23 protein-coding genes are annotated in these 23,187 nt (G+C 50.5%); 12 read left to right on the top strand and 11 right to left on the bottom strand.

Annotated elements, in window-relative coordinates; all coding sequences use genetic code 11:
• Window positions 1-240 precede the first annotated feature (240 nt).
• The 4 genes from F7P81_RS01340 (at window position 241) to F7P81_RS01325 (ending at window position 4,037) form a co-directional block, all read left to right on the top strand.
• Window positions 241-837, top strand: coding sequence for a superoxide dismutase (locus F7P81_RS01340; RefSeq protein ID WP_151158192.1), 597 nt, complete (start codon window positions 241-243; stop codon window positions 835-837).
• 177 nt (window positions 838-1,014) lie between these two features.
• Window positions 1,015-1,449, top strand: a complete 435-nt coding sequence (locus F7P81_RS01335) for a c-type cytochrome (protein WP_022710045.1) — start codon at window positions 1,015-1,017, stop codon at window positions 1,447-1,449.
• Between the two features lie 147 nt (window positions 1,450-1,596).
• The gene (locus F7P81_RS01330; protein ID WP_151158190.1) at window positions 1,597-2,535 is read left to right on the top strand and encodes a cytochrome c; all 939 of its coding nucleotides are present in this window, start codon (window positions 1,597-1,599) and stop codon (window positions 2,533-2,535) included.
• Between the two features lie 173 nt (window positions 2,536-2,708).
• Window positions 2,709-4,037, top strand: coding sequence for an acetamidase/formamidase family protein (locus F7P81_RS01325; RefSeq protein ID WP_151158188.1), 1,329 nt, complete (start codon window positions 2,709-2,711; stop codon window positions 4,035-4,037).
• Between the two features lie 76 nt (window positions 4,038-4,113).
• Here the strand turns inward: F7P81_RS01325 and F7P81_RS01320 are convergent, their stop codons facing one another.
• The 4 genes from F7P81_RS01320 to msrB all read right to left on the bottom strand — a co-directional run bounded on the left by F7P81_RS01320 (window position 4,114) and on the right by msrB (window position 8,220).
• The gene (locus F7P81_RS01320; RefSeq protein ID WP_151158186.1) at window positions 4,114-5,028 is read right to left on the bottom strand and encodes an MBL fold metallo-hydrolase; all 915 of its coding nucleotides are present in this window, start codon (window positions 5,026-5,028) and stop codon (window positions 4,114-4,116) included.
• Window positions 5,029-5,223: 195 nt separating this feature from the next.
• On the bottom strand, window positions 5,224-5,577 hold the full coding sequence (locus F7P81_RS01315) for a hypothetical protein (protein WP_225687327.1): 354 nt from the start codon (window positions 5,575-5,577) through the stop codon (window positions 5,224-5,226).
• A gap of 79 nt (window positions 5,578-5,656) precedes the next feature.
• Window positions 5,657-7,753 carry a S9 family peptidase gene (locus F7P81_RS01310; protein WP_151158184.1) on the bottom strand — a complete coding sequence of 699 codons (2,097 nt, stop codon included), beginning with the start codon at window positions 7,751-7,753 and terminating at the stop codon, window positions 5,657-5,659.
• 47 nt (window positions 7,754-7,800) lie between these two features.
• Window positions 7,801-8,220 (bottom strand): peptide-methionine (R)-S-oxide reductase MsrB, encoded by a 420-nt coding sequence (gene msrB / locus F7P81_RS01305; protein ID WP_022710039.1) that lies wholly within the window; start codon window positions 8,218-8,220, stop codon window positions 7,801-7,803.
• A gap of 803 nt (window positions 8,221-9,023) precedes the next feature.
• On the opposite strand from msrB, the gene F7P81_RS01300 reads away from it, so the two are divergent.
• On the top strand, window positions 9,024-9,452 hold the full coding sequence (locus F7P81_RS01300) for a Ros/MucR family transcriptional regulator (RefSeq protein ID WP_022710037.1): 429 nt from the start codon (window positions 9,024-9,026) through the stop codon (window positions 9,450-9,452).
• A 76-nt stretch (window positions 9,453-9,528) separates the two neighbouring features.
• Here F7P81_RS01300 and F7P81_RS01295 read toward each other — a convergent pair whose 3' ends face one another.
• On the bottom strand, window positions 9,529-9,807 hold the full coding sequence (locus F7P81_RS01295) for a cytoplasmic protein (protein WP_246176011.1): 279 nt from the start codon (window positions 9,805-9,807) through the stop codon (window positions 9,529-9,531).
• Window positions 9,808-10,205: 398 nt separating this feature from the next.
• Here F7P81_RS01295 and F7P81_RS01290 point away from each other — a divergent pair, with 398 nt between their 5' ends.
• Together F7P81_RS01290 and F7P81_RS01285 are read left to right on the top strand one after the other, a co-directional pair.
• Complete coding sequence (locus F7P81_RS01290) at window positions 10,206-10,637, top strand: helix-turn-helix domain-containing protein (protein WP_028233416.1); 432 nt, start codon at window positions 10,206-10,208, stop codon at window positions 10,635-10,637.
• Window positions 10,634-11,440, top strand: coding sequence for a DUF6456 domain-containing protein (locus F7P81_RS01285; protein WP_151158182.1), 807 nt, complete (start codon window positions 10,634-10,636; stop codon window positions 11,438-11,440). The genes F7P81_RS01290 and F7P81_RS01285 overlap by 4 nt, the downstream gene beginning before the upstream one ends.
• An 81-nt stretch (window positions 11,441-11,521) precedes the next feature.
• On the opposite strand, the gene F7P81_RS01280 is transcribed toward F7P81_RS01285, so the two are convergent.
• Window positions 11,522-11,953 carry a SufE family protein gene (locus F7P81_RS01280; protein WP_151158180.1) on the bottom strand — a complete coding sequence of 144 codons (432 nt, stop codon included), beginning with the start codon at window positions 11,951-11,953 and terminating at the stop codon, window positions 11,522-11,524.
• A gap of 143 nt (window positions 11,954-12,096) precedes the next feature.
• Window positions 12,097-12,513, bottom strand: coding sequence for a DUF5330 domain-containing protein (locus F7P81_RS01275; RefSeq protein ID WP_151158178.1), 417 nt, complete (start codon window positions 12,511-12,513; stop codon window positions 12,097-12,099).
• Between the two features lie 428 nt (window positions 12,514-12,941).
• Between F7P81_RS01275 and F7P81_RS01270 the strand changes: the two genes are divergently transcribed.
• From F7P81_RS01270 to F7P81_RS01260, 3 genes are read left to right on the top strand one after another with little or no spacing between them, the layout of a single operon-like run.
• Window positions 12,942-14,999 carry a sensor histidine kinase gene (locus F7P81_RS01270; RefSeq protein ID WP_151158176.1) on the top strand — a complete coding sequence of 686 codons (2,058 nt, stop codon included), beginning with the start codon at window positions 12,942-12,944 and terminating at the stop codon, window positions 14,997-14,999.
• Entirely contained in the window at window positions 14,974-16,008 is a 1,035-nt protein-coding gene (locus F7P81_RS01265) for a peptidoglycan-binding domain-containing protein (RefSeq protein ID WP_151158174.1), read from the top strand. The genes F7P81_RS01270 and F7P81_RS01265 overlap by 26 nt, the downstream gene beginning before the upstream one ends.
• A 31-nt stretch (window positions 16,009-16,039) precedes the next feature.
• The gene (locus F7P81_RS01260; RefSeq protein ID WP_151158172.1) at window positions 16,040-16,381 is read left to right on the top strand and encodes a DUF1491 family protein; all 342 of its coding nucleotides are present in this window, start codon (window positions 16,040-16,042) and stop codon (window positions 16,379-16,381) included.
• A 9-nt stretch (window positions 16,382-16,390) separates the two neighbouring features.
• Here the strand turns inward: F7P81_RS01260 and F7P81_RS01255 are convergent, their stop codons facing one another.
• The 4 genes from F7P81_RS01255 to F7P81_RS01240 all read right to left on the bottom strand — a co-directional run bounded on the left by F7P81_RS01255 (window position 16,391) and on the right by F7P81_RS01240 (window position 20,986).
• Window positions 16,391-17,464 (bottom strand): DUF2336 domain-containing protein, encoded by a 1,074-nt coding sequence (locus F7P81_RS01255; protein WP_151158170.1) that lies wholly within the window; start codon window positions 17,462-17,464, stop codon window positions 16,391-16,393.
• 186 nt (window positions 17,465-17,650) lie between these two features.
• Window positions 17,651-18,199, bottom strand: coding sequence for a DUF1254 domain-containing protein (locus F7P81_RS01250; protein ID WP_151158168.1), 549 nt, complete (start codon window positions 18,197-18,199; stop codon window positions 17,651-17,653).
• Window positions 18,196-18,801 carry a DUF1214 domain-containing protein gene (locus F7P81_RS01245; protein WP_151158166.1) on the bottom strand — a complete coding sequence of 202 codons (606 nt, stop codon included), beginning with the start codon at window positions 18,799-18,801 and terminating at the stop codon, window positions 18,196-18,198. Before F7P81_RS01245 ends, F7P81_RS01250 begins: the two co-directional genes overlap by 4 nt.
• An 82-nt stretch (window positions 18,802-18,883) precedes the next feature.
• Complete coding sequence (locus F7P81_RS01240; protein ID WP_370627123.1) at window positions 18,884-20,986, bottom strand: transglycosylase domain-containing protein; 2,103 nt, start codon at window positions 20,984-20,986, stop codon at window positions 18,884-18,886.
• A gap of 435 nt (window positions 20,987-21,421) precedes the next feature.
• Between F7P81_RS01240 and F7P81_RS01235 the strand changes: the two genes are divergently transcribed.
• Window positions 21,422-21,886 carry a hypothetical protein gene (locus tag F7P81_RS01235; RefSeq protein WP_151158164.1) on the top strand — a complete coding sequence of 155 codons (465 nt, stop codon included), beginning with the start codon at window positions 21,422-21,424 and terminating at the stop codon, window positions 21,884-21,886.
• Window positions 21,828-23,165 carry a DNA-packaging protein gene (locus F7P81_RS01230; RefSeq protein WP_151158162.1) on the top strand — a complete coding sequence of 446 codons (1,338 nt, stop codon included), beginning with the start codon at window positions 21,828-21,830 and terminating at the stop codon, window positions 23,163-23,165. The genes F7P81_RS01235 and F7P81_RS01230 overlap by 59 nt, the downstream gene beginning before the upstream one ends.
• The last annotated feature ends 22 nt before the right edge of the window (window positions 23,166-23,187 follow it).

Raw genomic sequence — 23,187 nt, 5'->3', positions numbered from 1 at the left:
TCGCTTAAGCCATTGTCGCTCTTATGAAAACCGGTTGTGATGTAATTGTTTGGTTTTATTGCAGCTTTGACAGGGCGCTTACCCACAGTCTGATGTGATAATAATTTAAAATTTCCGTGATTTTTCGCAGAACTGTCGTTCTCTGCATTGCCCGCGTGCCTGTGTCGGCCTATGTAATACAGGCATGAAGAATTTGGGTGGCGGAAACTTGAAGCCGCCCACACCAAGAGGAGAAACACCATGGCTTTTGAATTGCCTGCTCTGCCTTACGACTATGATGCGCTTAGCCCTTATATGTCCCGTGAAACCCTTGAGTTTCACCATGACAAGCATCATCAGGCCTATGTAACCAACGGCAACAAGCTGCTTGAAGGTTCGGGTCTGGAAGGCAAGAGCCTTGAAGACGTAGTTAAAGAAAGCTACGGCAAAAATCAGGCACTCTTCAACAATGCCGGCCAGCATTACAACCATATCCACTTCTGGAAATGGATGAAGAAAAACGGCGGCGGCAACAAGCTGCCTGCTAAGCTGGAAGCTGCAATCAAATCTGATCTCGGCGGTTACGACAAGTTCCGTGAAGATTTTATCGCGGCTGGCGCCGGTCAGTTCGGTTCGGGCTGGGCATGGCTGTCGGTTAAAGACGGCAAGCTGGAAATTTCCAAAACACCAAACGGCGAAAACCCGCTGGTACATGGCGCGACACCAATTCTCGGCGTCGACGTATGGGAACATTCCTACTATATCGACTACCGCAATGCGCGTCCGAAATATCTGGAAGCTTTCGTCGACAGCATGATCAACTGGGATTATGTGCTTGAGCTTTACGAAAAAGCTTAATAATTCGGCCTGATGAAAAGCCTCCTTCGGGAGGCTTTTTTATTGTTACAAAAAATTAATCTGATGAACTGACGTTTTTATAGATATTCTAAATCGCATTACTATAATCATTCTAAATTGAGTATTGTGCTTGCAATATTCAAAGAAACTCATATTCGCGATTAAAGGACGCTGTTCATGCAAAAATCTTTGGCAATCTTCTCTGCTTTATTCATGCTGACAAGTGCGGCTTCAGCGTCACCGGTGACTGACCGTCAGGCGCTGATGAAAGATGTCGGCCGCTCAATGGGCGTGCTGGGACCAATTATGAAAGGCGAAAAGCCGTTTGAAGCAGAAGCCGTTCAGGCTGCGCTTGAGCAGTTGAAAGCAGATGCCATCAAGATGGATGCAGAAAAGCTGTTCCCTAAGGGTTCAGAAAGCGGTGATACTGCTGCTGCGCCTAAAATCTGGGAAGATGAAGCCGGTTTTAAAGTTGAAATTGAAAAATTCCGTACAGCGACTGCAGCCGCTGCGGATGCCAAACCGCAGGATGTTGATGCACTGCGTGTGAGCATGAAAGATGTTGGCGCAAGCTGCGGCACATGCCATCAGGCTTACCGCATCAAGAAATAACAGGCTTAGCCTGAAGCACATCCCGAAAATTGTTTCGGGATGTGCGTTGATTTAAAGCGATCAATATTTTCAGTCTGAAATCATATTGGAAATGTTACAGGCGCTGCGCAGATTATTCCTTGCGCTTTAACAGGGTAAGAATTTGATATGAAACGTAAATTGATATCCGCAGCTTTGCTTTGTGCTGTAACAGGTGCCGGTGTTTTCTGGTTTCTGACACAGCCTGTGCATGTTGACCGCGCTGCGCTGGACAAGCTGGCGGCAGGGGATATCAAAAACGGCGAACAGATTTTCTATGCAGGCGGTTGTGCCTCATGCCATGCGGCTCCGGGAGCAACAGGCGATGCCAAGCTGGTTTTATCCGGCGGGCATGAGCTGAAAACCGATTTCGGGACCTTCATTGCACCGAATATTTCGCCGTCTGCCGCCGGTATCAAAGACTGGACATTGGCCGAATTTGCCGATGCCATGCTGGAAGGTACTGGGCGCAACGGAGAACACCTTTATCCGTCTTTTCCTTATACATCCTATACTCGCATGAAATTGCAGGATATGGCGGATCTTTATGCCTTCATGAAAACCCTGCCGGCTTCTGATGAAGCATCGAAACCGCATGAGCTTGGCTTTCCGTTCAATATGCGCCGCGGGCTTGGCCTCTGGAAAATGCTTTATCTGAATGATGCGCCTGCCGTTCAGCTGAATAATCCGGATGCGCAGCTGCAGCGCGGACAATATCTTGTAGAAGCCATGGGGCATTGCGGCGAATGCCATACGCCGCGTAATGCATTTGGTGGTTCTGATACAGCGCAATGGTTGGCCGGTGCGGTTTCGGCAGAAACGGACAGTCAGGGAAAACGCGGCATCGTGCCGAATATCACAGGCGGTGAGGGCGGTATTTCCGGCTGGAGTGCTGGTGACATTGCCTATGGTCTGGAAAGCGGATTTACACCGGATTTTGACTCGATGGGCGGGTCAATGACCGATGTTATTGCCAATACTTCAAAGCTTCAGGCTTCTGACCGCGAGGCAATTGCCGCTTATCTCAAAGCCATTCCTGCCCATAAAGATGGCTATGTTTCTCAATAGGTTAACCGTGTTTCTGCCTCACGGCTTTGTCATTATTTAAACTGGTTATTGTCCATTAGCATGATCGTGCCGGTCGGCATATTTCTGTCGGACAGAATGGAATTGCCGCATCCGGAAGAGTGTGAAGCCTGTCTGTTCGCCTGAACAGCGCATCGTTTCTGGAGGATGCAGGAATGCAAAATGATAAAAGCCGGCAGAAAAGCACTGCCTGTCGCACAGTCTATGTAACCGAACTCACCGATGGTATTCTTGACCCTGAGCGCGCTATGCTCGGGCCTGTGGCTGATGGCGGTACGATTATCGCTAATACCGCGCCCGGTTGCTGGGGGCCAATGATTACCCCCGCCATTCGCGGCGGCCATGAGGTCACGCGACCGGTCGCTGTTGAGGGCGCTGAAATCGGTGATGCGATTGCCATTCGCATCCGCTCCATTGTTGTAACATCTGCTGCTACGGCTTCCGGTTCGGACAGTGTGGTGACAGGCCGTAATAATGGTGATCCGTTCTGCGCTGCTGTCTGCGCGGAATGCGGTACGGAATGGCCTGCCACCCATATTGAAGGTATCGGCCAGAGCGCTATCCGTTGTGACAAATGCGGAGCCGATGCCACACCGTTTAAGATTGAAAACGGCTATACAATTGTCTTTGATGACGAGCGCAGTATTGGTGTAACTGTCGGAAAAGCCAGAGCTGAAGCTATGGCGCCGGATGCCGCAAAGATTATGGCGCTGCCGGATACATCCATTCAAAATCCGGTTATGACTTTTGCTCCCGCTGATCTGGTCGGTGTGGCCACACGTCTGCGGCCTTTCCTCGGGCAATTGGGTACGACACCTTCAAAAGCGATGCCGGATTCCCATAATGCCGGTGATTTCGGCTCGTTTTTGCTCAATGCGCCGCATAAATACGCACTGACACCGGATGAATTGGCGCGCAACAAAACCGACGGTCATCTTGATGTAAATTCTGTTCGGCAGGGCGCGATACTGATCTGTCCGGTGAAAGTGCCGGGCGGCGGTGTCTATCTGGGCGATATGCACGCATTGCAGGGGGACGGTGAAATTGCCGGTCATACCTGCGATGTTGCAGGCGTGGTTACGCTCGAAGTGCATGTTATCAAGGGATTGGCGATTGACGGGCCGCTGCTGTTTCCTGTTGCTGAAGATGTGCCTTATCTGGCGCGTCCTTTAAGTACCATTGAGCGCCAGCGTGCTGAGGCACTTGGCAAGGCCAATGGTGTGACAGCAATTGAGCGCGATGCACCGGTTACAGTAATCGGTAGCGGGGCTACGCTGAATGAAGCGACAGAGAACGGTCTGAAACGTGCGGCGGATCTTTTTGATGTTACGGTTCCCGAGATTATGAACCGTGCAACAATGCTTGGTGCGATTGAAATCGGCCGTCATCCGGGGATTGTGCGCGTTACCTTCCGGATGCCGCTGAAAAAGCTGGAAGAAAAGGGGCTGGCCGGTTTTGCCCGCTCACTCTATGATCTTGCCTGATCTGTTTTTGCAGAATGGGTTAAAAAGAAAAGCACCGGAATTTCCGGTGCTTTTTTATTTCAGAGGTGGGAGACGGTTATTCCCACTCCATTTCGCCTTTAATGACTTTGGCGCCTAGCTCAAGGCTGGATACACCGCCCAGATCAGGATAGCGCTTTTTCATAGCGGCAATCAGTTCTTCACTGTTTTTGGCTTTGGCCTGCTCTTCTTCAAAGGCCACAAGATAGTCTTTGGTGAAAGTAACCGCAGAAATATCGGTTTTTGAACCGGCGCTCATATGGGCAGGTACAACAATTTCAGGATTGCGCACCGCAATGGCATCCAGGGTTTTGATCCATGCCTGACGTTGCTCTGCTTTTGGTGTGTCGGCAAGCCATACATGTTCACCGGCAGTGACCAGAACACCACCGAAAACAGCTTTCAGAGATGGTACCCAGAGATAACGGCGGTTCGGCATATTCTCTGCATCAATGATCTCGATTTTCTTGCCTTCCAGATCCAGCTCTTTGATATCTGAAGCTTCAGGTATCACCACATCAGCCAGCGTCTGCGGGCCGTTTTCTTTCAGCTGCGGACCCCAGACTTTCAGCTTGCCTTCTACATTGCCTTTAATGGCTTCAACCGTAGCCGGTGCGGCAATCACTTTCGCATCAGGAAACGCGGCTTTGACGGGGCCGAGGCTGAAATAATAATCAGGGTCGCTCTGGCTCACATAGATTGTTGTCAGTGCTTTGCCGTTTTCCTTGATTTTTTCTGCGAGGGCTTTGCCGTCTGAAAGCGTAAAGCCGCCATCCAGCAGAATCGCTTCTTTTTCGCCGGTCAGCAGAACGGGGGTGCGGAGAAAACCGTTTTCATCTGCCTGAAAGAATTGCCAGTTCAGTGCTTTATTTTCCTGCGCATGGGCAGAGGTTACGGAGAGGGCGGAGGTTGCAAGTGTTGCCGCAAAAGCTGCTTTGCTCAGAAACTGTGTTGCTGTTTTAAAGAATGTCATGGTCTTTTCCTTCACCGGAGGGATGATATCGGTGTTACGGAAATTAAGGAGCAAAGCGCCGCTGACAAGAAGGCATGTAGAAATCCGCAGGTTACAGCAAAGTAACCGGCTGCGGGCAAAAAGCGGAATTTCAAGGGTTTTCAGGTAATTCCGCTTTGTTTCATCACAGTGAACACAGTGTATATAGTGCTGCTTTTAGCGTTTCAGGCATTTGGCTGCGCGGGGCAGGCCTGCGCTATAGAGACTTTGCATTGTGTAAAGCCAGCCTTTGCATTCTTCCAGCGAGGGAAAACAGCGATAGCGGCTGATCACTTCCGGATAGTCGCTGCTGACAAAGGCGCTTTCGCCAAGTCCCTGAAAAATGCCGACAATAACACCGCTGCCACGCGGAGGCGGATTGCAGCGCTGCCCTGCATATTCGCTGACATTTTTACGAACCGCGGCTTCCGCCTGCGGTGTTGAGATGGTGGTCAGCGCCAGAATGCTAAAAGCGGACACGCAAAGCCGTAGTCCGCTTTTGCTGAGGAAATTCAGAGACATGAATGGCATGGCTTAATCCTTTCCCGTTTTCGGAAGGCACGGCAGAGCAGAATTTTCTGCTCTGCGGCTTCATATCTTTATGCGCCTGTTACAGTCTGTCTGCAACCTTAAGCGCGAAAGCATAATTATAGGCGACCTCTTCCAGCTGCGAGAAACGCCCTGAAACACCGCCATGGCCTGCTTCCATATTGATTTTGAAAAGCACAGGATTGCCGCTGGTGGACTGATCGCGCAGTTTAGCAACCCATTTTGCTGCTTCCCAATAGGTAACACGCGGATCGGTCAGGCCTGCTGTTGCCAGTATCGGTGGATAATTTTGTGCCGATACATTGTCATAAGGGGAGTAGGACGCAATGGTGCGGTAGTCCGTTTCCGATGCAATCGGATTGCCCCATTCCGGCCATTCCGGCGGGGTCAGCGGCAGGCTGTCATCCAGCATAGTATTCAGCACATCCACAAACGGCACATCGGCAATTATCCCGCCAAAGGCTTCCGGTGCCATATTGGTGATAGCGCCCATCAGCATACCGCCTGCCGAACCGCCATGGGCGATAATCCGGTCATGACGGGTGAAATTCTCTGCCACAAGATGTTTTGCTGCAGCGATGAAGTCAGTGAATGTATTGACCTTATGTTCCCGTTTGCCGTTTTCATACCAGGCGAAGCCTTTGTCCTTGCCGCCGCGAATATGGGCAATGGCATAGATAAAACCACGGTCAACCAGAGAGAGGCGTGTGGTCGAGAAACTTGCCGGAATGGAGCTGCCATAAGCGCCATAACCATAGAGAAGACATGGAGCCGAGCCGTCCAGCGGCGTGTCTTTATGGGCGAGAATGGAAACCGGTACCAGTTCACCATCCGCCGCCGGTGCAAGGAGCCTGCGGGTGACATAATTTTCAATCACATGGCCGCTTGGCACTTCCTGCGTTTTCAGCAGCACGCGTTCGCGTGTGACCATATTATAATCAAAGAGCTGGCTCGGCGTGGTCATGGATGAATAGGAAAAACGGATCACATCCGTGTCATATTCAGCGCTGCCATGCAGACCAAGCGAGTAGGCTTCCTCGTCAAAAGCAATGGCATGCTCTGTCCCGCTGCTGCGCTCACGGATAACAATACGCGGCAGGCCATTATTACGCTCAAGCCAGACCAGATGATTTTTATACGCCCCAACATCCAGAATAATTGTGCCGGATTTCTCGGCAACGACTTCCGTCCAGTTTTGTTTTTGCGGGGCGCTGACCGGTGCGGACATAATCTTGAAGTCCTTCGCACCGTCAATATTGGTGAGAATATAGAAAACGTCTCCGCCTTCTGTGAGGCTGTATTCAATGCCGGTTTCGCGCGCTGCCACGAGCTGTGGTTTTGCCTGCGGATTATTGGCCGGTATCAGCCAGACTTCAGAAGTTTCATGATCCTGAATATTGATGAAAACAAAGTCATTCAGTGAACTGCCGGAAACATTCATGAAGAAACCGGCGTCTTTTTCTTCATAGATCAGCGCATCCTGATCCTGCTTTGTGCCGGTACGGTGATAGAATAATTTGGCAGGGCGATGATTATCATCCATCTGCACATAGAAAACACCCTGACTTGCTGCATCCCATACAGTTCCGCCTGCGGTGGATGTCAGCAGATCCGCGCTGTCTTCCAGTGTGGAGAGATCGCGGATTTTGATGTCATAAAATTCGGAGCCTTTAGTGTCCGCAGACCATGCCAGTGCTTTATGGTCAGGCGAATAGTCCAGTCCGCCAAGGCTGAAATAGGCAAGGGAAGCAGCTTCCTTGTCGCCGTCGATCAGAATGGTTTTCTCGCCGCCATCCCGCGGTGTTCTGAAATATTGCGGATGCTGCCCGCCGGTGACATAGGAAATACCATAGGCATAGGCACCGTCTTTGACCGGCACACTGGAGTCATCTTCCTTGATACGGCCTTTCATTTCCGAAAACAGTTGTTTTTGCAGCTCTTGTGTATCTGCCATCAAGGCTGACTGATAGGTGTTTTCAGCCTCAAGATGCAAACGGATTTGTGCATCCAGCAGGGAGGGGTCACGCAGAACATCCTGCCAGTTGGCAGCACGCAACCAGTGATATTCATCATGGCGGACAATACCGTGGCGCGTGTCGCTGAACGCCTTCTTCTCAGTTGCTGGGGCGTTGTGCTTAGGGAATGAATGCTGGTTCATACTGTTTCCGGTATTGTTGCCAAGATGAGATGTAAAATTTGAGGCTGTCAGGCTTCAGTAAAATATAATGCTGTGCCGTTCATGCAGAAACGCAGTCCGGTTGGTGCTGGGCCGTCAGGAAACACATGGCCGAGATGCGCATCACAATCGGCGCAGCGTATTTCTGTACGGTTCATACCATAGGAATGATCCTCAAAAGCACTGACAGCTTCCGGTTCAGCCGGACGTGTAAAGCTCGGCCAGCCTGTTCCGGAATTGAATTTATCTTCGGAATTGTAGAGCAGACGGTCACAGCAGATACAGTGATATGTGCCGTGGAGTTTGAGATCAAAATCAGGGCTGGAAAATGCACGCTCTGTGCCATGCTGGCGCGTGATCTTATATTGCTCCGGTGTGAGCTGTTCACGCCATTCGGCATCGGTTTTCTGAACTTTAAGCGGGCGTTGGGGCATGTTTTTCTCGGACATGGTGGTTCTCCGGCGGTTCAGCATACATTCGGAAAGTATAAGGCGTTTTCAAGCCGAATGTGCGTTATTCATAAAGGCAGGTCAAAAAGAGCAGGACTGATCTGGTTTAGTCAGGCCTGCCTGTGTTCAGAATAGTCATTTTTCCAATATATGGGGATATTAACCGCTTTTTAAAAGGTGAATATACAACCGTGTATTTTCAAAGGCATAATATGAACATACGCAGGCGTTTGATCTGCCCGTGTGGCGGATAATCTTATGAAAGCAGGTTTTTTTGCAAAAATCCTTGTATAAAATATCCGGGGCCATGAATTGCCAGAAAAATGACTTAATATAGAAATACAGGATTTTTTGATAGAATAGCAAATATCCGCAAAATTGCTTCATATCGCAGTGTTTGCTGAGTTTTACTGTAGTTTGTTTCAAGAGGCGAAATTTCACGTTTTTGGTGAATTTGTTTGCTGAAGATAGTTTCAGAAGCATGTTTTTACATTGTACTATGTGTATAACAGGCTCCGATTGATAATCTTCAGATGAGAAGAGAAATAGTTTTCTGTTTTCGGCAGGTTCGCAGATATTAATTCTCGTGATCTTGAGTGTTGAAATTTAATTGTTTAGTCAAAAATTACAGCATCACTTAACAAAATCGTGAAATAAATTGACATTTTACAAATTTTACAGATATGAGAAGATGATTGCGGGTGGCAAGCTAAGGTTAAACTGGTTGATTGGTGAATGGATAGACTTCTCATGTATTTTCAGAGGGTTTCCAGTCAGCAATATTTATAGGTAAAGGAAGTATAATGGAACATCCAGAGACTGTGGTTTCTGCTGACGAACTGCTGCTCAGTCTTACAGCCGATGTTGTTGCCGCTTATGTCAGCAATAACTCAATACGTGCCGGTGAAGTGCCTGCATTGATCGCTGATGTTCATGCAGCATTTGCCCGTTCAGGTGTTCGTGAAGAAGTGGTTGCTGTGGTTGAAAAGCCTAAACCGGCAATCAGCCCGAAAAAATCAGTTCACGACGATTATATTATCTGCCTGGAAGACGGTAAGAAATTTAAATCGCTGAAGCGCCACCTGATGACCCATTATAATCTGACGCCGGAACAATATCGCGAGAAGTGGGATCTGGATCCTAACTATCCGATGGTTGCTCCGAACTATGCTGCAGCCCGCTCGCAGCTTGCTAAGAAGATGGGTCTTGGTCGTAAGCGTAAAGCTGCCTGATCCGGCCTGTATCTCTTCAACGAGATATCAAGAGATAAACAACGGCGCGAAAGTGCCGTTGTTTTTTTATGTATTATCAAAGCAGTTGCAGCAGGCGTGTCTGCGCTTGTTTCAGCGCAATGTGCCGGTTGATATCGTAACTCCAGTGTTTATTCAGACCTTTCAGACGTTCTCTTTTGATAAGCCGCGTTAGTTTCGCTGCAATACTTGCTCTCTTTTCGGCCGGTGCATTTAAGGCCTGTTGCAAGTCGATGCCGCAGCTCAGCTGTATGGCGACGGATTGCGCTGCCTGAAGTGCATCTTCTTTACGGTTTTCCAGAAATAGCTGTTTTTCCTGTTGCAGAATGGCTGACATTGTTAATCCCCTTCATCATGCAGGGGATTATGATGTTTTGCTGCTGGCGGGGGATAAGCAGATATTCTTAATTTTTAAATGTAGTATTGGTTGTTTGAGTATTTTTATTATGATTAAATTTGATTGTTTGATAAAATGTTTTTATTGAATGACTTGTCTCTATGTATAGATTCTTTTTTAATGTTTGTTATTTGAATTTAATTGTATATTTATATCTGGAAACTCAAGTTTATCCCCGTATAAGGTTTTTATATTAAGGATATGTCGTCTGCGGAGGGCATATGTTGAACAATTTTCCAGATTTTTTATCCGGTCGCACGGATTCACTTGTTGTCTTGCATAATTTGCCGGAGTCATCGCGCCTGCATTGTTTATCTGGCGGGCAGGATATGCATTCCATGCAGAATGATGTCGGCAATAAACGCATGACAGAGAATGCGCTGTATCTGGCTGATCTGATGCAAAGAAACAGCAGTGTAAAAAGCCAGCTGACAAGCAGGGAGCGGCAATTGCGTGCCTGGAAACTGTGCGGGGCTTTAATGGCGCTGTTGTCTGTTTTCTTTCAGGTATCCTTACACGATTTGCGCAGTCCCCAACGCGGCAATTGCCATATCGCCAGAATCCGGCAATTCGGCATGTATATCGCTCATACCATGTTCGGCCTGTCAATGTCAGAAGTGGCCTATGCATTTTGCCGTGAAAGAACCACGGTTAAACATGCCTGTCATTTGATTGAGGACATGCGGGAGAATGAAAAATTTGACCGCAGTGTCAGCTCGTTTGAATATCTCATTCGGGCGCTTTATCCGTGCGGGAGTGCAGGGGAATGAGCAAAACCGTCACTGCATTTTCCCCGAAAGATCAGCAACCAGCTTTGCGGGTGCTCAGATTTCTGCTGCGGTCACCGGCAAGGTTCGAAGGTGAAGAAGGGCGTTGGTTTTTGACCAGTGATGAGGGCGGCACGATTGCCTGTGACGAGCCGGTATTGCAGCATTTGCTGGAGGCCGGATTGGTGAAAGCTGAGCAGGACAAAATCACCTTGGAACTTGCAGGACGCGATATGCTGAAGACGTTAAAGAAGCCTGCTGAGACGGAACAGCCACAGGAACCTGTTATGCAGAGAACCGGCGAAAGCACCCGGAACCGTACCGTTAATAATGCTGAATCCCCGCTGACTTTGCTTTACCGGAAAAACAAGCAGACGGGGCGGCGTTTTCTGAGTGATGACGAGTTTCATGCCGGAGAGCGGTTGAGGGCTGATTTCACACGCGGGAATATGATGCCACGGATTTCGGCCAATTGGGATGCCAGTGTTGCCGGACGTGTCAGAGGAGAGCGGGGCGGTGCGGCCGAATTGAGCGATTATGCATTGGATTGCCGGGATCGGGTGAATAAGGCACTCATCGCTGTAGGGCCGGAATTATCCGGTATATTGCTGGATATATGCTGTTTTCTCAAAGGTTTGGAATTGGTGGAGCGTGAGCGTTCATGGCCTGCGCGCTCGGCAAAGATGATGCTGAAAACAGCGCTCAGTATTTTGCACCGCCATTATAATGCAGGGCGGATGCCGGAAGGGATCACGTCACCGGCTGCCTATCACTGGGGAGCACCGGATTACCGGCCTTCACTGTGATGCCGTGTCACAAGCTGAAAACAAAACATGCGCAGTGATGAGATCAGTGCGCATGTTTTGATATGTTATAGATGAGAAATATCAGGCAGCGTTTTGCAGGGCGTTTTGTGCGTCATTGCGTACACGCTGCACCATGGAGCGCAAGCCGTTGGAACGCTGTGGTGTCAGATGCTCATCGAGGCCAAGGCTTTTCAGAACGCCTTCTGCATCAATTTTCAGAATGGAAGATGCGGTTTCGCCGGAATAAAGGGCAAGCAGGATCGCAACCAGACCGCGGACAATATGCGCATCGGAATCGCCCAGGAATTCCATAACCGGATCAGCACCCTGACCTTTTTTGGTCAGCAGCCAGACCTGACTGACACAGCCCGGAACCTTATGATCCGCATCGCGGGCTTCTTCCGGATAGGGTTGCAAGTCACGCGCCAGTTCGATCACATAGCGATAGCGGTCTTCCCAGTCGTCAAGAAACTCAAAGTCCGACGCAATCGTGCTGATCTTTGAATTTGTCATAGGTCTCTCCGCATTAACTGAAGCATGCCGCGCAAGAACGAAAATTCGTTCCGTTCGAGGCATACAGATAAATATACATATGGCGCGGCTTATAGACCATTTTTATAGCAATTGGAAAGTTCCGGTTCTGATGATTACAGTAACTATCCGGGACGCTGCGCAGGAACAGGAATTTTGAACGCAGGTGCCTGCTCTGTTGCAGGTGGGGCGGATGGCTCTTTGTTTTGTGGCGCGCTACCGGATAGAACCTCTTTCGCACGGATCAAAGCCTGTTCACCACTTTGCTGAATCGCTGCCTTTCCGGCAATACAGAGAGCGGGATTGCGCTCACAAAATGTGCTGATTTCCTGCAGGGTTTTACCGGCCTGCAACCATTGCTCAACCAGATCGGGGCTGGCCGTGGATGGAGCCTGTTGCTGTTTTTCTGAAGACAGATGATTTTGCTGTGTTTGTGCCTGTGGCGCTCGTGATGGCTGTGTGTCTGTAGACTTGCCGGTCAGTCCGGGCATCAGCAGAAAAACCCCTCCCAGCCAGAAAATGCATTTAAGCAGAAATCTCATGATCTTTATTCCTGCCTGTTTGCACTGTCCTGTCGGGTTGCTGAGCGTGATAAATATATAAGTTTAAATTATTCATATAGTTATCAGTTGTTTCACCGGTTTCTTTTCAAGGCTTTCCGGTTGTTGAGACACAATGGTTAAAGCATGAGACATATTTCTGAAGATTCTGATAAAATGTTTTTAAGATTGTCTTGCCATGGGGCGGAGCCGGAAATATTCCGTTTACCATAGAGCCAAAAGCTACCCCTTTTTCGCGGAAAAAAGACTTTCACGGGCATCATAGATCGCGGTTTTATCTATTCCTTAAAGTCTGGGCGTCCATTCTGTCATTGTTCGGTGACTGTCTTTTCACTCCGGTGAAAGGAAACAGTTGAAGTGAGATTGTGTCAGAGTGAGTATGCTGCGTGTACGGCATTTATGCGAAAACAATGAAAATGATTAAAGGCGGTATGCATAATGCCGTTGCGGATCATCACCTGTTGGCGCAGGAAAATGCAGGATTCCATGCTTCTGTTACCGCTGCTCAATCCTGTAAGTCCGACCATTTTTCAGCGTTTGATTTGCGCTGCGCATTGCTGCTGTTTCCGCTGTTTCTGGCAATGGCTTTTTACAGTATTTTCCCGACCGCTTCGGTCAATGCATTGCTGTTTACCGGCCTGTCCTTTACCGGCATATCCGTTCTTTTGCTGGCAGCGCAGGCATTTGGTATCCGCAACAGCCTGACAGGTCTTGTCGCATTGTCATTCTATAGCGCAGTACTGGCTTTCACGGCCCTGTTTGCAGGTGCGGAAAATGGTCTGGTCTGGGCGATGGTTCTGGCATTGCCGCTTGAGATCTGGCTGGTAACCCGCCATCGTGCGGCGGCTGTTGCCGGTGGTCTGATCACTGTTGCCCTGATGGCAACATCGCTGACCAAAGGTATCAACACACAGTTGATGCTTCCGGCCGGTGTCTCAACAACTTTCCTGTTTATCTATGTCGGCGCCATTTTGCTGCGGGTAATGCGTTTGGCACTGCCAGTTGCAACAGTCCTGCAGAATACAACATCTGCTCATACTGCCGACAGCGATCTGGAAACAGCATTGGATGCTCTGGTTATCCGTCTCGATCAGGATGGTCATATCCGTACTTTGTCTGATCGTTGTATTGAACAATTTGGTGTTGATCGTGCAGTCCTGACCGGCACATTGCTTCTTGACCGCGTGCATGTGGCTGACCGCGTTCAATATCTCGCATTTCTGAATGGCCTGAAGCACGGTAATTCACCGATGAAACTCGGTGGCAAGACAGAGATTCGTCTGCGTTGCGTGGAAGCTGCTCAAGGCAATAAAAACGAACAGCCTAAAATCTATTTCAATATATTTGAAATGGAAGGGCAGGCAAAAGGCACGGCTCAGAATGAGCAGGAAGCCGGTTTCCTGATTGTTGCGCGCAATCTTGCACAGATGCAGGATACGCAGCAGCATATTGTTCAGCAGAATACGACGATTGAGAATCTGGAAACCTCGCGCGGACGTTTGCTCGGTGCCGTCAGCCATGAGTTGCGCACGCCGTTGAATTCAATCATCGGTTTCTCTGATTTGCTGTTGCATGATGTGGCAGGGCCTTTGCAGAGCGACAAGCAGCGCGAATATATTGATCTGATCCGCAAATCCGGCAATCATCTGCTGGAAGTTGTCAACGGTATTCTGGAAACCTCCCGTCTTGAGGCCGGTCAGTATCCGGTTCAGCATGAACGCTTTTCCGTGCAGGACAGCGTTACAATGTGCAGTTCCATGCTGATGCCGATGGCCGAGAAAAAGGGCGTTATTCTCTGTGACCGCATTCATCCGGATGTGACGGATATGATTGCTGATCGCCGTGCAATCCGTCAGATTCTGATTAATCTGGTGTCCAACGCTATTAAATTCACGGATCGCGGCGGTTGCGTAACCATTGATGTGATGCCTGATGAAACAAAGCGCAGCTATGCGGGTGCAGAGCGCAGTCTGGTCATCTCCGTGTCTGATACAGGCGTCGGGCTGGAAGCGCATGAGATTGAACGTCTGTGCCAGCCATTTACCCAGATCAATAATGCACAGACCCGTATGCAGGAAGGTTCAGGCCTCGGTCTTTATCTGGTTAAAGGTCTAGTCAGTCTTCATCAGGGTGAGATGAATATTCACAGCCGCAAGGGCCATGGCACGACAGTTTCAATCAGGTTGCCGCAAACAGCACAGCAGGTTGTGGATAAAACCGGATTGGTTGCAGGCACGGCCGCAAATCAGGCATTATCGCAGCCTATGCAGCAGGCTGACCGGATGCAGACAAATACAGTTTCAACCGATATTCGCAGCGCTCTTGAGCAGGTGAAAACAGCAATTATTAATCTTCAGGCCGAACAGACTGAATATAGTCAGGCAGAAAGTAGTTATGACGGAAAGACAGAGCCGCAGCGGTACGAAACGCAAGGGGACTTCCATGCGCAAAAACGCAAAACGGCGTAGTTTTGGCAGACGTTTTTTTGATGCATGCCTGACCGGCGTGTCACGCATGGCATTGGCTGCCGGTGATATAGTCGCGCGTAATCCTGTGGTAGCCGGTGGTGCAACCGCATTTCTGGTGACGCTAGGTTTTGTTGCCAGCAATGCGATCTGGTATCAACCGCAGGCGCATGACGGTGTTTTCTTTAAAACACGGCCGGAGCAGGTTTTCCGTGCTGTGGCAAAAGACAATAGCGAAGCAGCCCGCAAGCTGACAGGCAATGTGACTGCGCAGGAACCCGTGCGCCAGATTACCGGTAATGAGGTTGTGCCGGTAACTGATAAACCGCAAGCCGTTGCGACTTTGCCCGAAACAACTGTTGATGGCGGTGATCTGCCGGCTCTGGCGCCGAATGGCGACAAGCAGGTTGCGATCATGCAATATAATCTGAAGCAGCTTGGCTTCTATAGTGGCAATGTGGATGGTCTGACAGGGCCGCAAACCCGTGCAGCGCTTGAGCAATGGCAGAATGTGCAGGCCAAGCTGGCATCGGATCAGAATAATGCGGCTAAACCCGCAGAGAAACAACTGAGCATTGAGGAAGCCATTGCTGTGGCTGTGCCTGCTGCCAGACCTGAGGCTCGGCCTGACATTCAGCCTGAAAACAGTGCGCGTGCAGTGCCGGTTGCGGAAAGACGGCCTGCGCCGATTGCCGTCAGGGCAGAAGAAAGAACACCGGTACAGGCTGTGCGGAGTAATTCTGCGTCGCAGAATGCAACGGAAACAACGGCTTCTGTTCAACCGGTATCCGCACGAACACCATCCGGTCAGGCGATCAGTGCCGAGGAACTGGTGCGTATTCAGGCGGGGCTCAAAGCATTCGGCAATGATATGGTTGTCGTGGACGGTGTTCCGGGTAAAACCACAGAAGATGCCATCCGCGAGTTTCAGAAACTGTTCCGTCTCAATGTCAGCGGCAAGCCTGATTCTGAGCTGATCGGGAAAATGCGTGAAATCGGCCTGATCAGCTGATTTGATATGCAATGAGCAGGTATTTCAGCCTATGCGTCTGACAAGTGAATTCTGGGTTTCCGCATTCATGCGCCGCGTGCGCATGGCTGACGGTTTCGCTTATCTGGTCAGGCGCGGTGCGGCCGAGGCCGGTGCAATCTTTATCAAGATCCGTAATCGTGACGGCAATTTTGATTTATATATGCCTGCGCCGCAAAGCGAATATGATCCGCAGCGGGCGGATGAACGTCGTTTTGTTTTATATCAGCAGAGTGAAGACGAGCAGCTGATTAATACGCAGCTTGAAAAAGAGTTGCGCTTTGATCCTGATCTCTGGCTTGTCGAGGTTGAAGATTGTACTCAGGCTGCGGAACTGCTGACCACAGGCATGTAACTATCCGGATTATTGTGCTTTTCTATGCGGGATCGTGCCGTCATTATTCGCGGCACTGGTAAAGTTTTCCGATGCATTGTCCGCCAGATCGCGCAACTGGTTGCGCAGACGCTCATTCATATCATCCGCTTTCCAGCGTCTGACAGCTGCAGCTGCCTGTTCAGGGCTGATAGAGCGGTAAATATGGACAAATTCCCGTAATTGTTCACGTTCGCCATGAATTGTACCGAGAACAGCAGTCAGGATCAGATAGGTATCCTGTGCGGTAAGCCCTATGGCTTTCAACGCCAGCGGCAGCTGGGAGTTCGGCCATGAGCCGATAATTGTTTCAGCACGCGCATAGCTGACATCCAGCGCATCGGCCAGTGCGGTGCGGAACATATTGCCGTCAATCAGCAGCGCCATATCAATGAGATATTCGGCCCGTGCCGGTTGCAAACAGGAGGACAGTGACAGTGCACTGAGATTATGCGCAGGCAATGATTGCGTTGCAGCAGGGGCTGTGCGGATTGGTGCAGCCGGTTTGCTCTCAACGCGTTTGTTTACAGGGGCTTCTGAAACATAATGCGCTTCCTGCACCTCCGCTATGCTGTTCTCTACAGCGGCAGGTGCAGTGTTGATAACCGGTTCAGCAGTCAGTGTCTGGCTGATGAGCGGATCATCAAAGCCCTCAAGGATTGGCAATAGCAGCGGATCAACCGGCTGACGGCGCGCAATGATACGGGCATGGGACAGGCCGTGCTGGCCGGTAATGTCAATGAGATCGGCAGTTGTAAGGACAGGGGAGCGCAGCAATAGCGGTGCAGCGACTTCAATACTGTCATTGGCAAGAGCCAGAACCAGCTTGCGCGGTGCAACATCATGCTGAGCAAGAATAGCTGAGACCTGACGGCGGGCACGCGGCGTGGCTGTTTCCAGCAACGGCAAAGCCAGATCTTCAAATTGCTGGCTTTCATAGCGTCCGGGACGGGTGAGGGACGTAAAACCTGCGACGGCAGCAGCCAGCAGATCATCGGTCTTGTGGTGTGCGGAATGACCACTTCCGGATAATATTTCCAAAGCGCGGAATTGATCGGTGGTCACGCGTATTTACCCCTTACGCCTACACAACACAGACAAAAATACACCTCTCCTCGCTGAAAACATAAGGAGAGCTTTCTGCACTTTAAGGGAGAACACTTAGCAATGAATTAACCATCGGCGCGTTGATGGTAATTTACTGACCTGTAAATCAAATATTTTTCGGAAGATGGTGCATCGCAGGAGATTTTAATTCTCTATTGAAACGCTCATACATTCTGCAGATTTAAGAAATTCACCGACCTCATCCCGCCATGTCGCATCGGGCTCGAAGACCCGCAAAACCGCAATCGCTTCATTAACAGACTGGGTGATAAGCACTGATTGTTCCAGTTGCTGCGGAATGCTTTGTTCGAGCAGGATTTTCTGCAAAGGTGAGACAAGCAGCAGATCGGTGGCTGGTGACACCTGATCATTAAGGCTGAAAGTTATATCGCCTGTATGATTGTAAATCGCCAGCGACCAGAACGGTACCTTGCCGACAGCGCTGATATGAACCGGCCCGTTGGTCAGGTCAAAACGGCATGCGGCACTGCGCATCAGCGGATCGCGGCGCTTTGCCCAGTTCGCGCCTTCCAGCCTGTGAAAACTTTCTGCAGGGCCGAGTGCTTCCACGCGTTTCCACAGGGTTTCCGAAGCATCATCAGGCACGAGCAGTATAATCGCAATATGAACGATGGCTGCGCCAATGAGACCGAGAGTAATGGCATAGAGAAACTGCAACAGCGAATGTCTCATCGTTCGGCTCCTTTGCAGCTGCCTTCTGCCAAAGTGAGTGCCGGCATTTGCGGATTTTCAAAGCCGATAGATGTGCCCAGATCGGTATCATACAGGGTCATCACCAGTTGATAGGGGCGCGATGCATTGATCGCCAGCCAGTTTCCTGATTGTGCCGAGGGAGAAACAGCGATGAGAAAACTTGAATCATGCTGATACCAGATCATCTGGCTATGCAGTTCCTGCGGAAGCCCTTGCTTTTGTGCGAGCGGCAGATCGTGCAAATCGCTGGCATAAAGCGTCCAGAAACGGGAGGCGGGGGCTTTGCCCTGTAAATGATAGGTGCAACGCGGATCAAGTTTTGCGCCGTTCACATCATGCCTCAGAACAAAGCGTTGGCCTTCGGCAGCACCCAGCGGCAGCAATGCGGCGCGGCTGCGTTGCGCACGCGCATAGGGGTCAGCATCCGCACTGCCATAGAGCGGCGAGGCATGCCATTGTCCGATTGTGAGCTGATTGAAACCTTCAAAATTATTGAGAGCATAAAGCGCACTGGCTGCGCCGCCCGCCAGAGCAATCAGGCAGGTTAATACTGTCAGCAATATGGTTCTTAAATTGCTCATGGAGAATCTATAAAACACGTCCGGTTAAAATTGCCTGTCATTATCAGGTGACCGGATCAAATGGCCGGTTCATTTCAAGGAATCAGAGTGACGATAAAGTCGTGCGAATCCGCTGCGGTGTTTCATAGGTGCGGAATTTCTCATTCAGACTGCGCATAAAGCGCGTTGTTTCTGAGGACAGAACACGCGGATAATCCGGAACTGTGTTTGGCAGTTTTTCACCGGTGCCGCTGCTCTGTGCTACCAGTTTCGGATCCGCTGGCTGTGCAGGTTTCGGGAACGGATTGCTGATGCCCGGAATTGGTTTCAGGTCAATATTCTGATGCGCCTGCATCATCATCATCTGCCATGTCATAGCAGGGATGATGCCGCCGGTCAGATTATTCATCGGTGCATAACTGTCATTACCGAACCAGACCGCCGCCGTATAATTGCCGGTATAACCGACAAACCATGCATCACGATAGCTCTGGGTGGTGCCGGTTTTGCCTGCAACCCGTGTCATAGGCAAAGCCGCACGCCGCGCCGTGCCGCGTTCAGGCACCTGAACCAGCATGGAGTTCATTTCCGAGGCGGCCTTTTCAGACAATACGCGCTTTGGTTCCGGTGTATCGCGTTTAAAGTCCCAGAGAATTTTACCCGCAGGATCGGAAATCTGCACAATACCATGGCGCATGCCTGCAAAGCCGCCATTGGCAAAAACACTGAAGCCGGTGGCCTGATCCATCACTGTCATGCCGGAGGTGCCAAGCACCATGGTTTTATGGTCGGAAATTTCCGATTCAATGCCCATGGCTTTGGTGAGGGCTACAATAGGCTTTGTTGTCAGATAGTCTTTGGCAAGGCGCACCGGCACCGTGTTGTAAGACTTGACCAGAGCGGTTGCGAGATCGACACGGCCTGCAAAAGAGCGGCCGTAATTGCGCGGCATCCAGTTACCCCATGCAATCGGTGCATCGGAGACAATGGTATTCGGTGTCAGACCCTTTTCCATAGCAACGGCATAGACATAGGGTTTGAATGATGAACCGGCCTGACGGAGCGCTTTGGTTGCGCGGTTGAACTGGCTTTCACCATAATCGCGCCCGCCGACAATTGCCCGCACCGAGCCGTCATCGGCAATCACCACGGTGGCTGCTTCTGTCACTTTATATTCGGCACCATATTGGCGCAGGTGAAATTCAATCGCATCTTCCGCAGCTTTCTGGATATTCCGGTCAAGCGTGGTACGCACCACCAGATTATGCTGCGGGATGGTGCGGGTGATTTTCTTCACCTCGTCAAAAGCCCAGTCCAGAAAATAGTCGGGGTTTTCACCTTTGGCGCGGTCAACAACACTGGCAGGATTACGCCGCGCATAAGCCAGTTGGCCTTCGCTCATAAAGCCTGCATCAGCGAGATTGGACAGCACAACATTAGCGCGCGCACGGGCAGCCGGCAGATTGACATGCGGCGCATATTTCGCCGGTGCTTTGAACAGGCCGGCCAGCATTGCCGCTTCCGCCAGAGAAACATCTTTGACATTTTTGCCAAAGTAAAATTCGGAAGCCGCAGCGATACCAAAGGTTCCGCCGCCCATATAAGCGCGGTCGAGATAGAGCTGCAGAATTTCCGTTTTGCTTAAATTGGCTTCCAGCCAGAGCGCAAGAAAGGCCTCATTGATTTTGCGTTTCAGGGTTCTTTCATTGGACAGAAACAGGTTTTTTGCCAGCTGCTGAGACAGGGTGGAGCCGCCCTGAACCACACCATTGGCACGCATATTCTGGGTAAGCGCGCGGCTTAAGCCCCAGAAATCAATGCCGATATGTTCATAAAAACGGCGGTCTTCGGTCGCAAGAACCGCTTTAATCACATGATCCGGCAATTCAGCGATCGGCACCGCATCGCGATGCATGATGCCGCGCTGGCCGATTTCATTGCCGTAACGGTCAAGGAAAGTGACCGCATAATCATCCTGCGCACGCCAGTCTTTCTTGGTTTCCTCGAAAGCAGGCATAGCCAGAGCAAGCAGAACAACACTGCCGAGAACGCCAAGCGTGAAACCCTCATCGGCGATTTCTACAAACAGACGTTTCCAGCCGCGCACGCGGAATTTGCGGGAAAATATAGTGGCGCTTTCCCAGAACGCGGAAAAATGTGAACGTAATTTATACAGGCTGCTGTCCAGCCAGGCATCAATAGCCATCAGAAACGGGCTGCGGGTCAGGCGGCGCGTTTTTCTGGTCTGGTCATTTTTGTCAGCCTGTTTGCTCATAACCGAAAAATAACCCGTTTTGCTCGCTTAAAGAGGGGCGATAATGTCCCATTCTAGCACATCCTTATGAATGGCCAATAAAGCAGAAGTGCCAATGAAGGGTTTAAAATTATGCTTAACGAATAAACCTATTATCTCAATGCGATAAATATTTCGGTAAAATTGAATGTGAAGAAATCGCCTGAGAAAGCAGAAAAATAGGAATTTTATCCTTGACGGCGTGACGGTGTTGAAGTAGGTTTTATATACAGTCAGAGAAGTGTGGCTGACAAAAATGACAAGGCGTGGCATGTGGTGCTGCGCTTTTTTTATTTGTGCCATTTGTAACCGGTTATGCGTTTCACAGAGAACGGAGCCGGTCAAACCATGCCGGAAAACTCGGAAGAAATACAAGCGCTACCAAAGGCTTCGTTGGAGCGTTTGCAGGCGGTATATCGTTTGCAGCGGCGTTATCAGATAACTGTGCCGGACATGGCTTTTCTCTTGAGTGTGAAGCCGGAGATTTATAGCAGGCGTTTGAAACGGGCAGGGCTGGATTGCTCTTCTGTCAGCTTGCCGGTGCTGGATATTGAAGATCTGCTGATTAAAATTAATGCGGAATTGCAGAATTTCTCCAAAGCGGAGGGGTTGCCGGAAAAGAGTGCTGTAGAGGCGCTGGCAGCATTGGCAAAAGCGGTGAAAAGCATCAGCGAGCTTTCCAGAGAAACGCGTGTTGAACCGCTGAATGATAAGCATGACAACGGAAATGATGATCGCGGTGTGACGCCGGAGGATGTGCGTGAAGCTCTCAGCATCATCAGCGCCAGAATTACCGAACTCAGAGCTGTTTAAATTTCTGTCTGACGCGGGTGTCGATGAGCAGGCCATTGTTGCAGCCAGTAAAGAATGGTTGTTTCAGGGGCGGCTGGCGCAATTGCCGGTATTTCAGAAGCAGGATTGGCGCAGCTGGGTGATAATGGGTGGGCGCGGTTCGGGCAAAACCCGTGCCGGTGCCGAGTGGATCAGCGGCATGGCGCAGGGGCTGGCGCCTTTCTGTGACAGAGCTTGCGGTAATATTGCTTTGGTGGGGGAAACACTGGCCGATGTGCGCGAGGTGATGGTTGAAGGGCCTTCCGGTATTCTCTCGGTTTCTCGTTTGCAGCGCCCGCGTCTGGAAAGTACCCGTCGCAGACTGGTTTGGGAAAGCGGGGCGGTGGCTTCGTTCTATTCGTCAGAAGATCCGGACAGTTTGCGCGGGCCGCAATTTTCTGCTGCATGGTGTGATGAGCTGGCGAAATGGAAAAACCCGCAACAGACATGGGATATGCTGCAATTTGGCCTGCGGTTGGGAGACAAACCGCGACAAGTGGTGACGACTACACCGAAAATGCAGGCACTGTTGCGTGATCTTTTGAGCGATCCGGCAACGATCATGACCCAGATGCGCACCGATGAAAATTCTGCGCATCTGGCACCGGCCTTTTTGTTAGCCATGCAGCAGCGCTATGCGGGCACGGCTTTGGGGCGGCAGGAGCTGGATGGTGTTCTGATTGCTGATCGTGAGGATGCGCTGTGGTCGCGGGAGCAATTAGAGGCGTTACATGATCCGCAAGCTCCGGAATTACAGCGCATTGTTATTGCGGTTGACCCGCCTGCGACTTCAACCAAAAATTCCGATGCCTGCGGGATTATTGTCGCCGGACTGGATGCCGATGGTTTGGCTTGGGTGCTGGATGATGCCACTGTGCAAGGCGTGAAGCCCCATCAGTGGGCTGCGCAGATTGTGCAGTTCTATCATCGCTATCAGGCCGATCTAGTGGTGGCGGAGGTCAATCAGGGCGGCGACATGGTGATGGCGGTGATTCATGCGCAGGATGCATCAGTCGCGGTAAAAGCAGTACGGGCACAGAGGGGGAAATATCTGCGCGCCGAGCCGGTGGCAGCACTTTATGAGCAAGGGCGTATTCGTCATGCACGCCGCTTTCCGGAACTGGAAGATGAGATGTGTGACTTTGCCGTGAATGGGCTGTCCTCCGGCCGCTCACCGGACAGGATGGATGCGCTGGTCTGGGCGCTGCATACGCTTTTGCTTCAGGACACACATAAGCCGAGAATCCGACAGCTTCGATAAATTACATTACAACCTCGTGAGG

It is taken from the genome of Pseudochrobactrum saccharolyticum (assembly GCF_008801715.1).
Classification (GTDB): domain Bacteria; phylum Pseudomonadota; class Alphaproteobacteria; order Rhizobiales; family Rhizobiaceae; genus Pseudochrobactrum; species Pseudochrobactrum saccharolyticum.
This window is presented reverse-complemented; position numbering and strand designations above follow the sequence as displayed.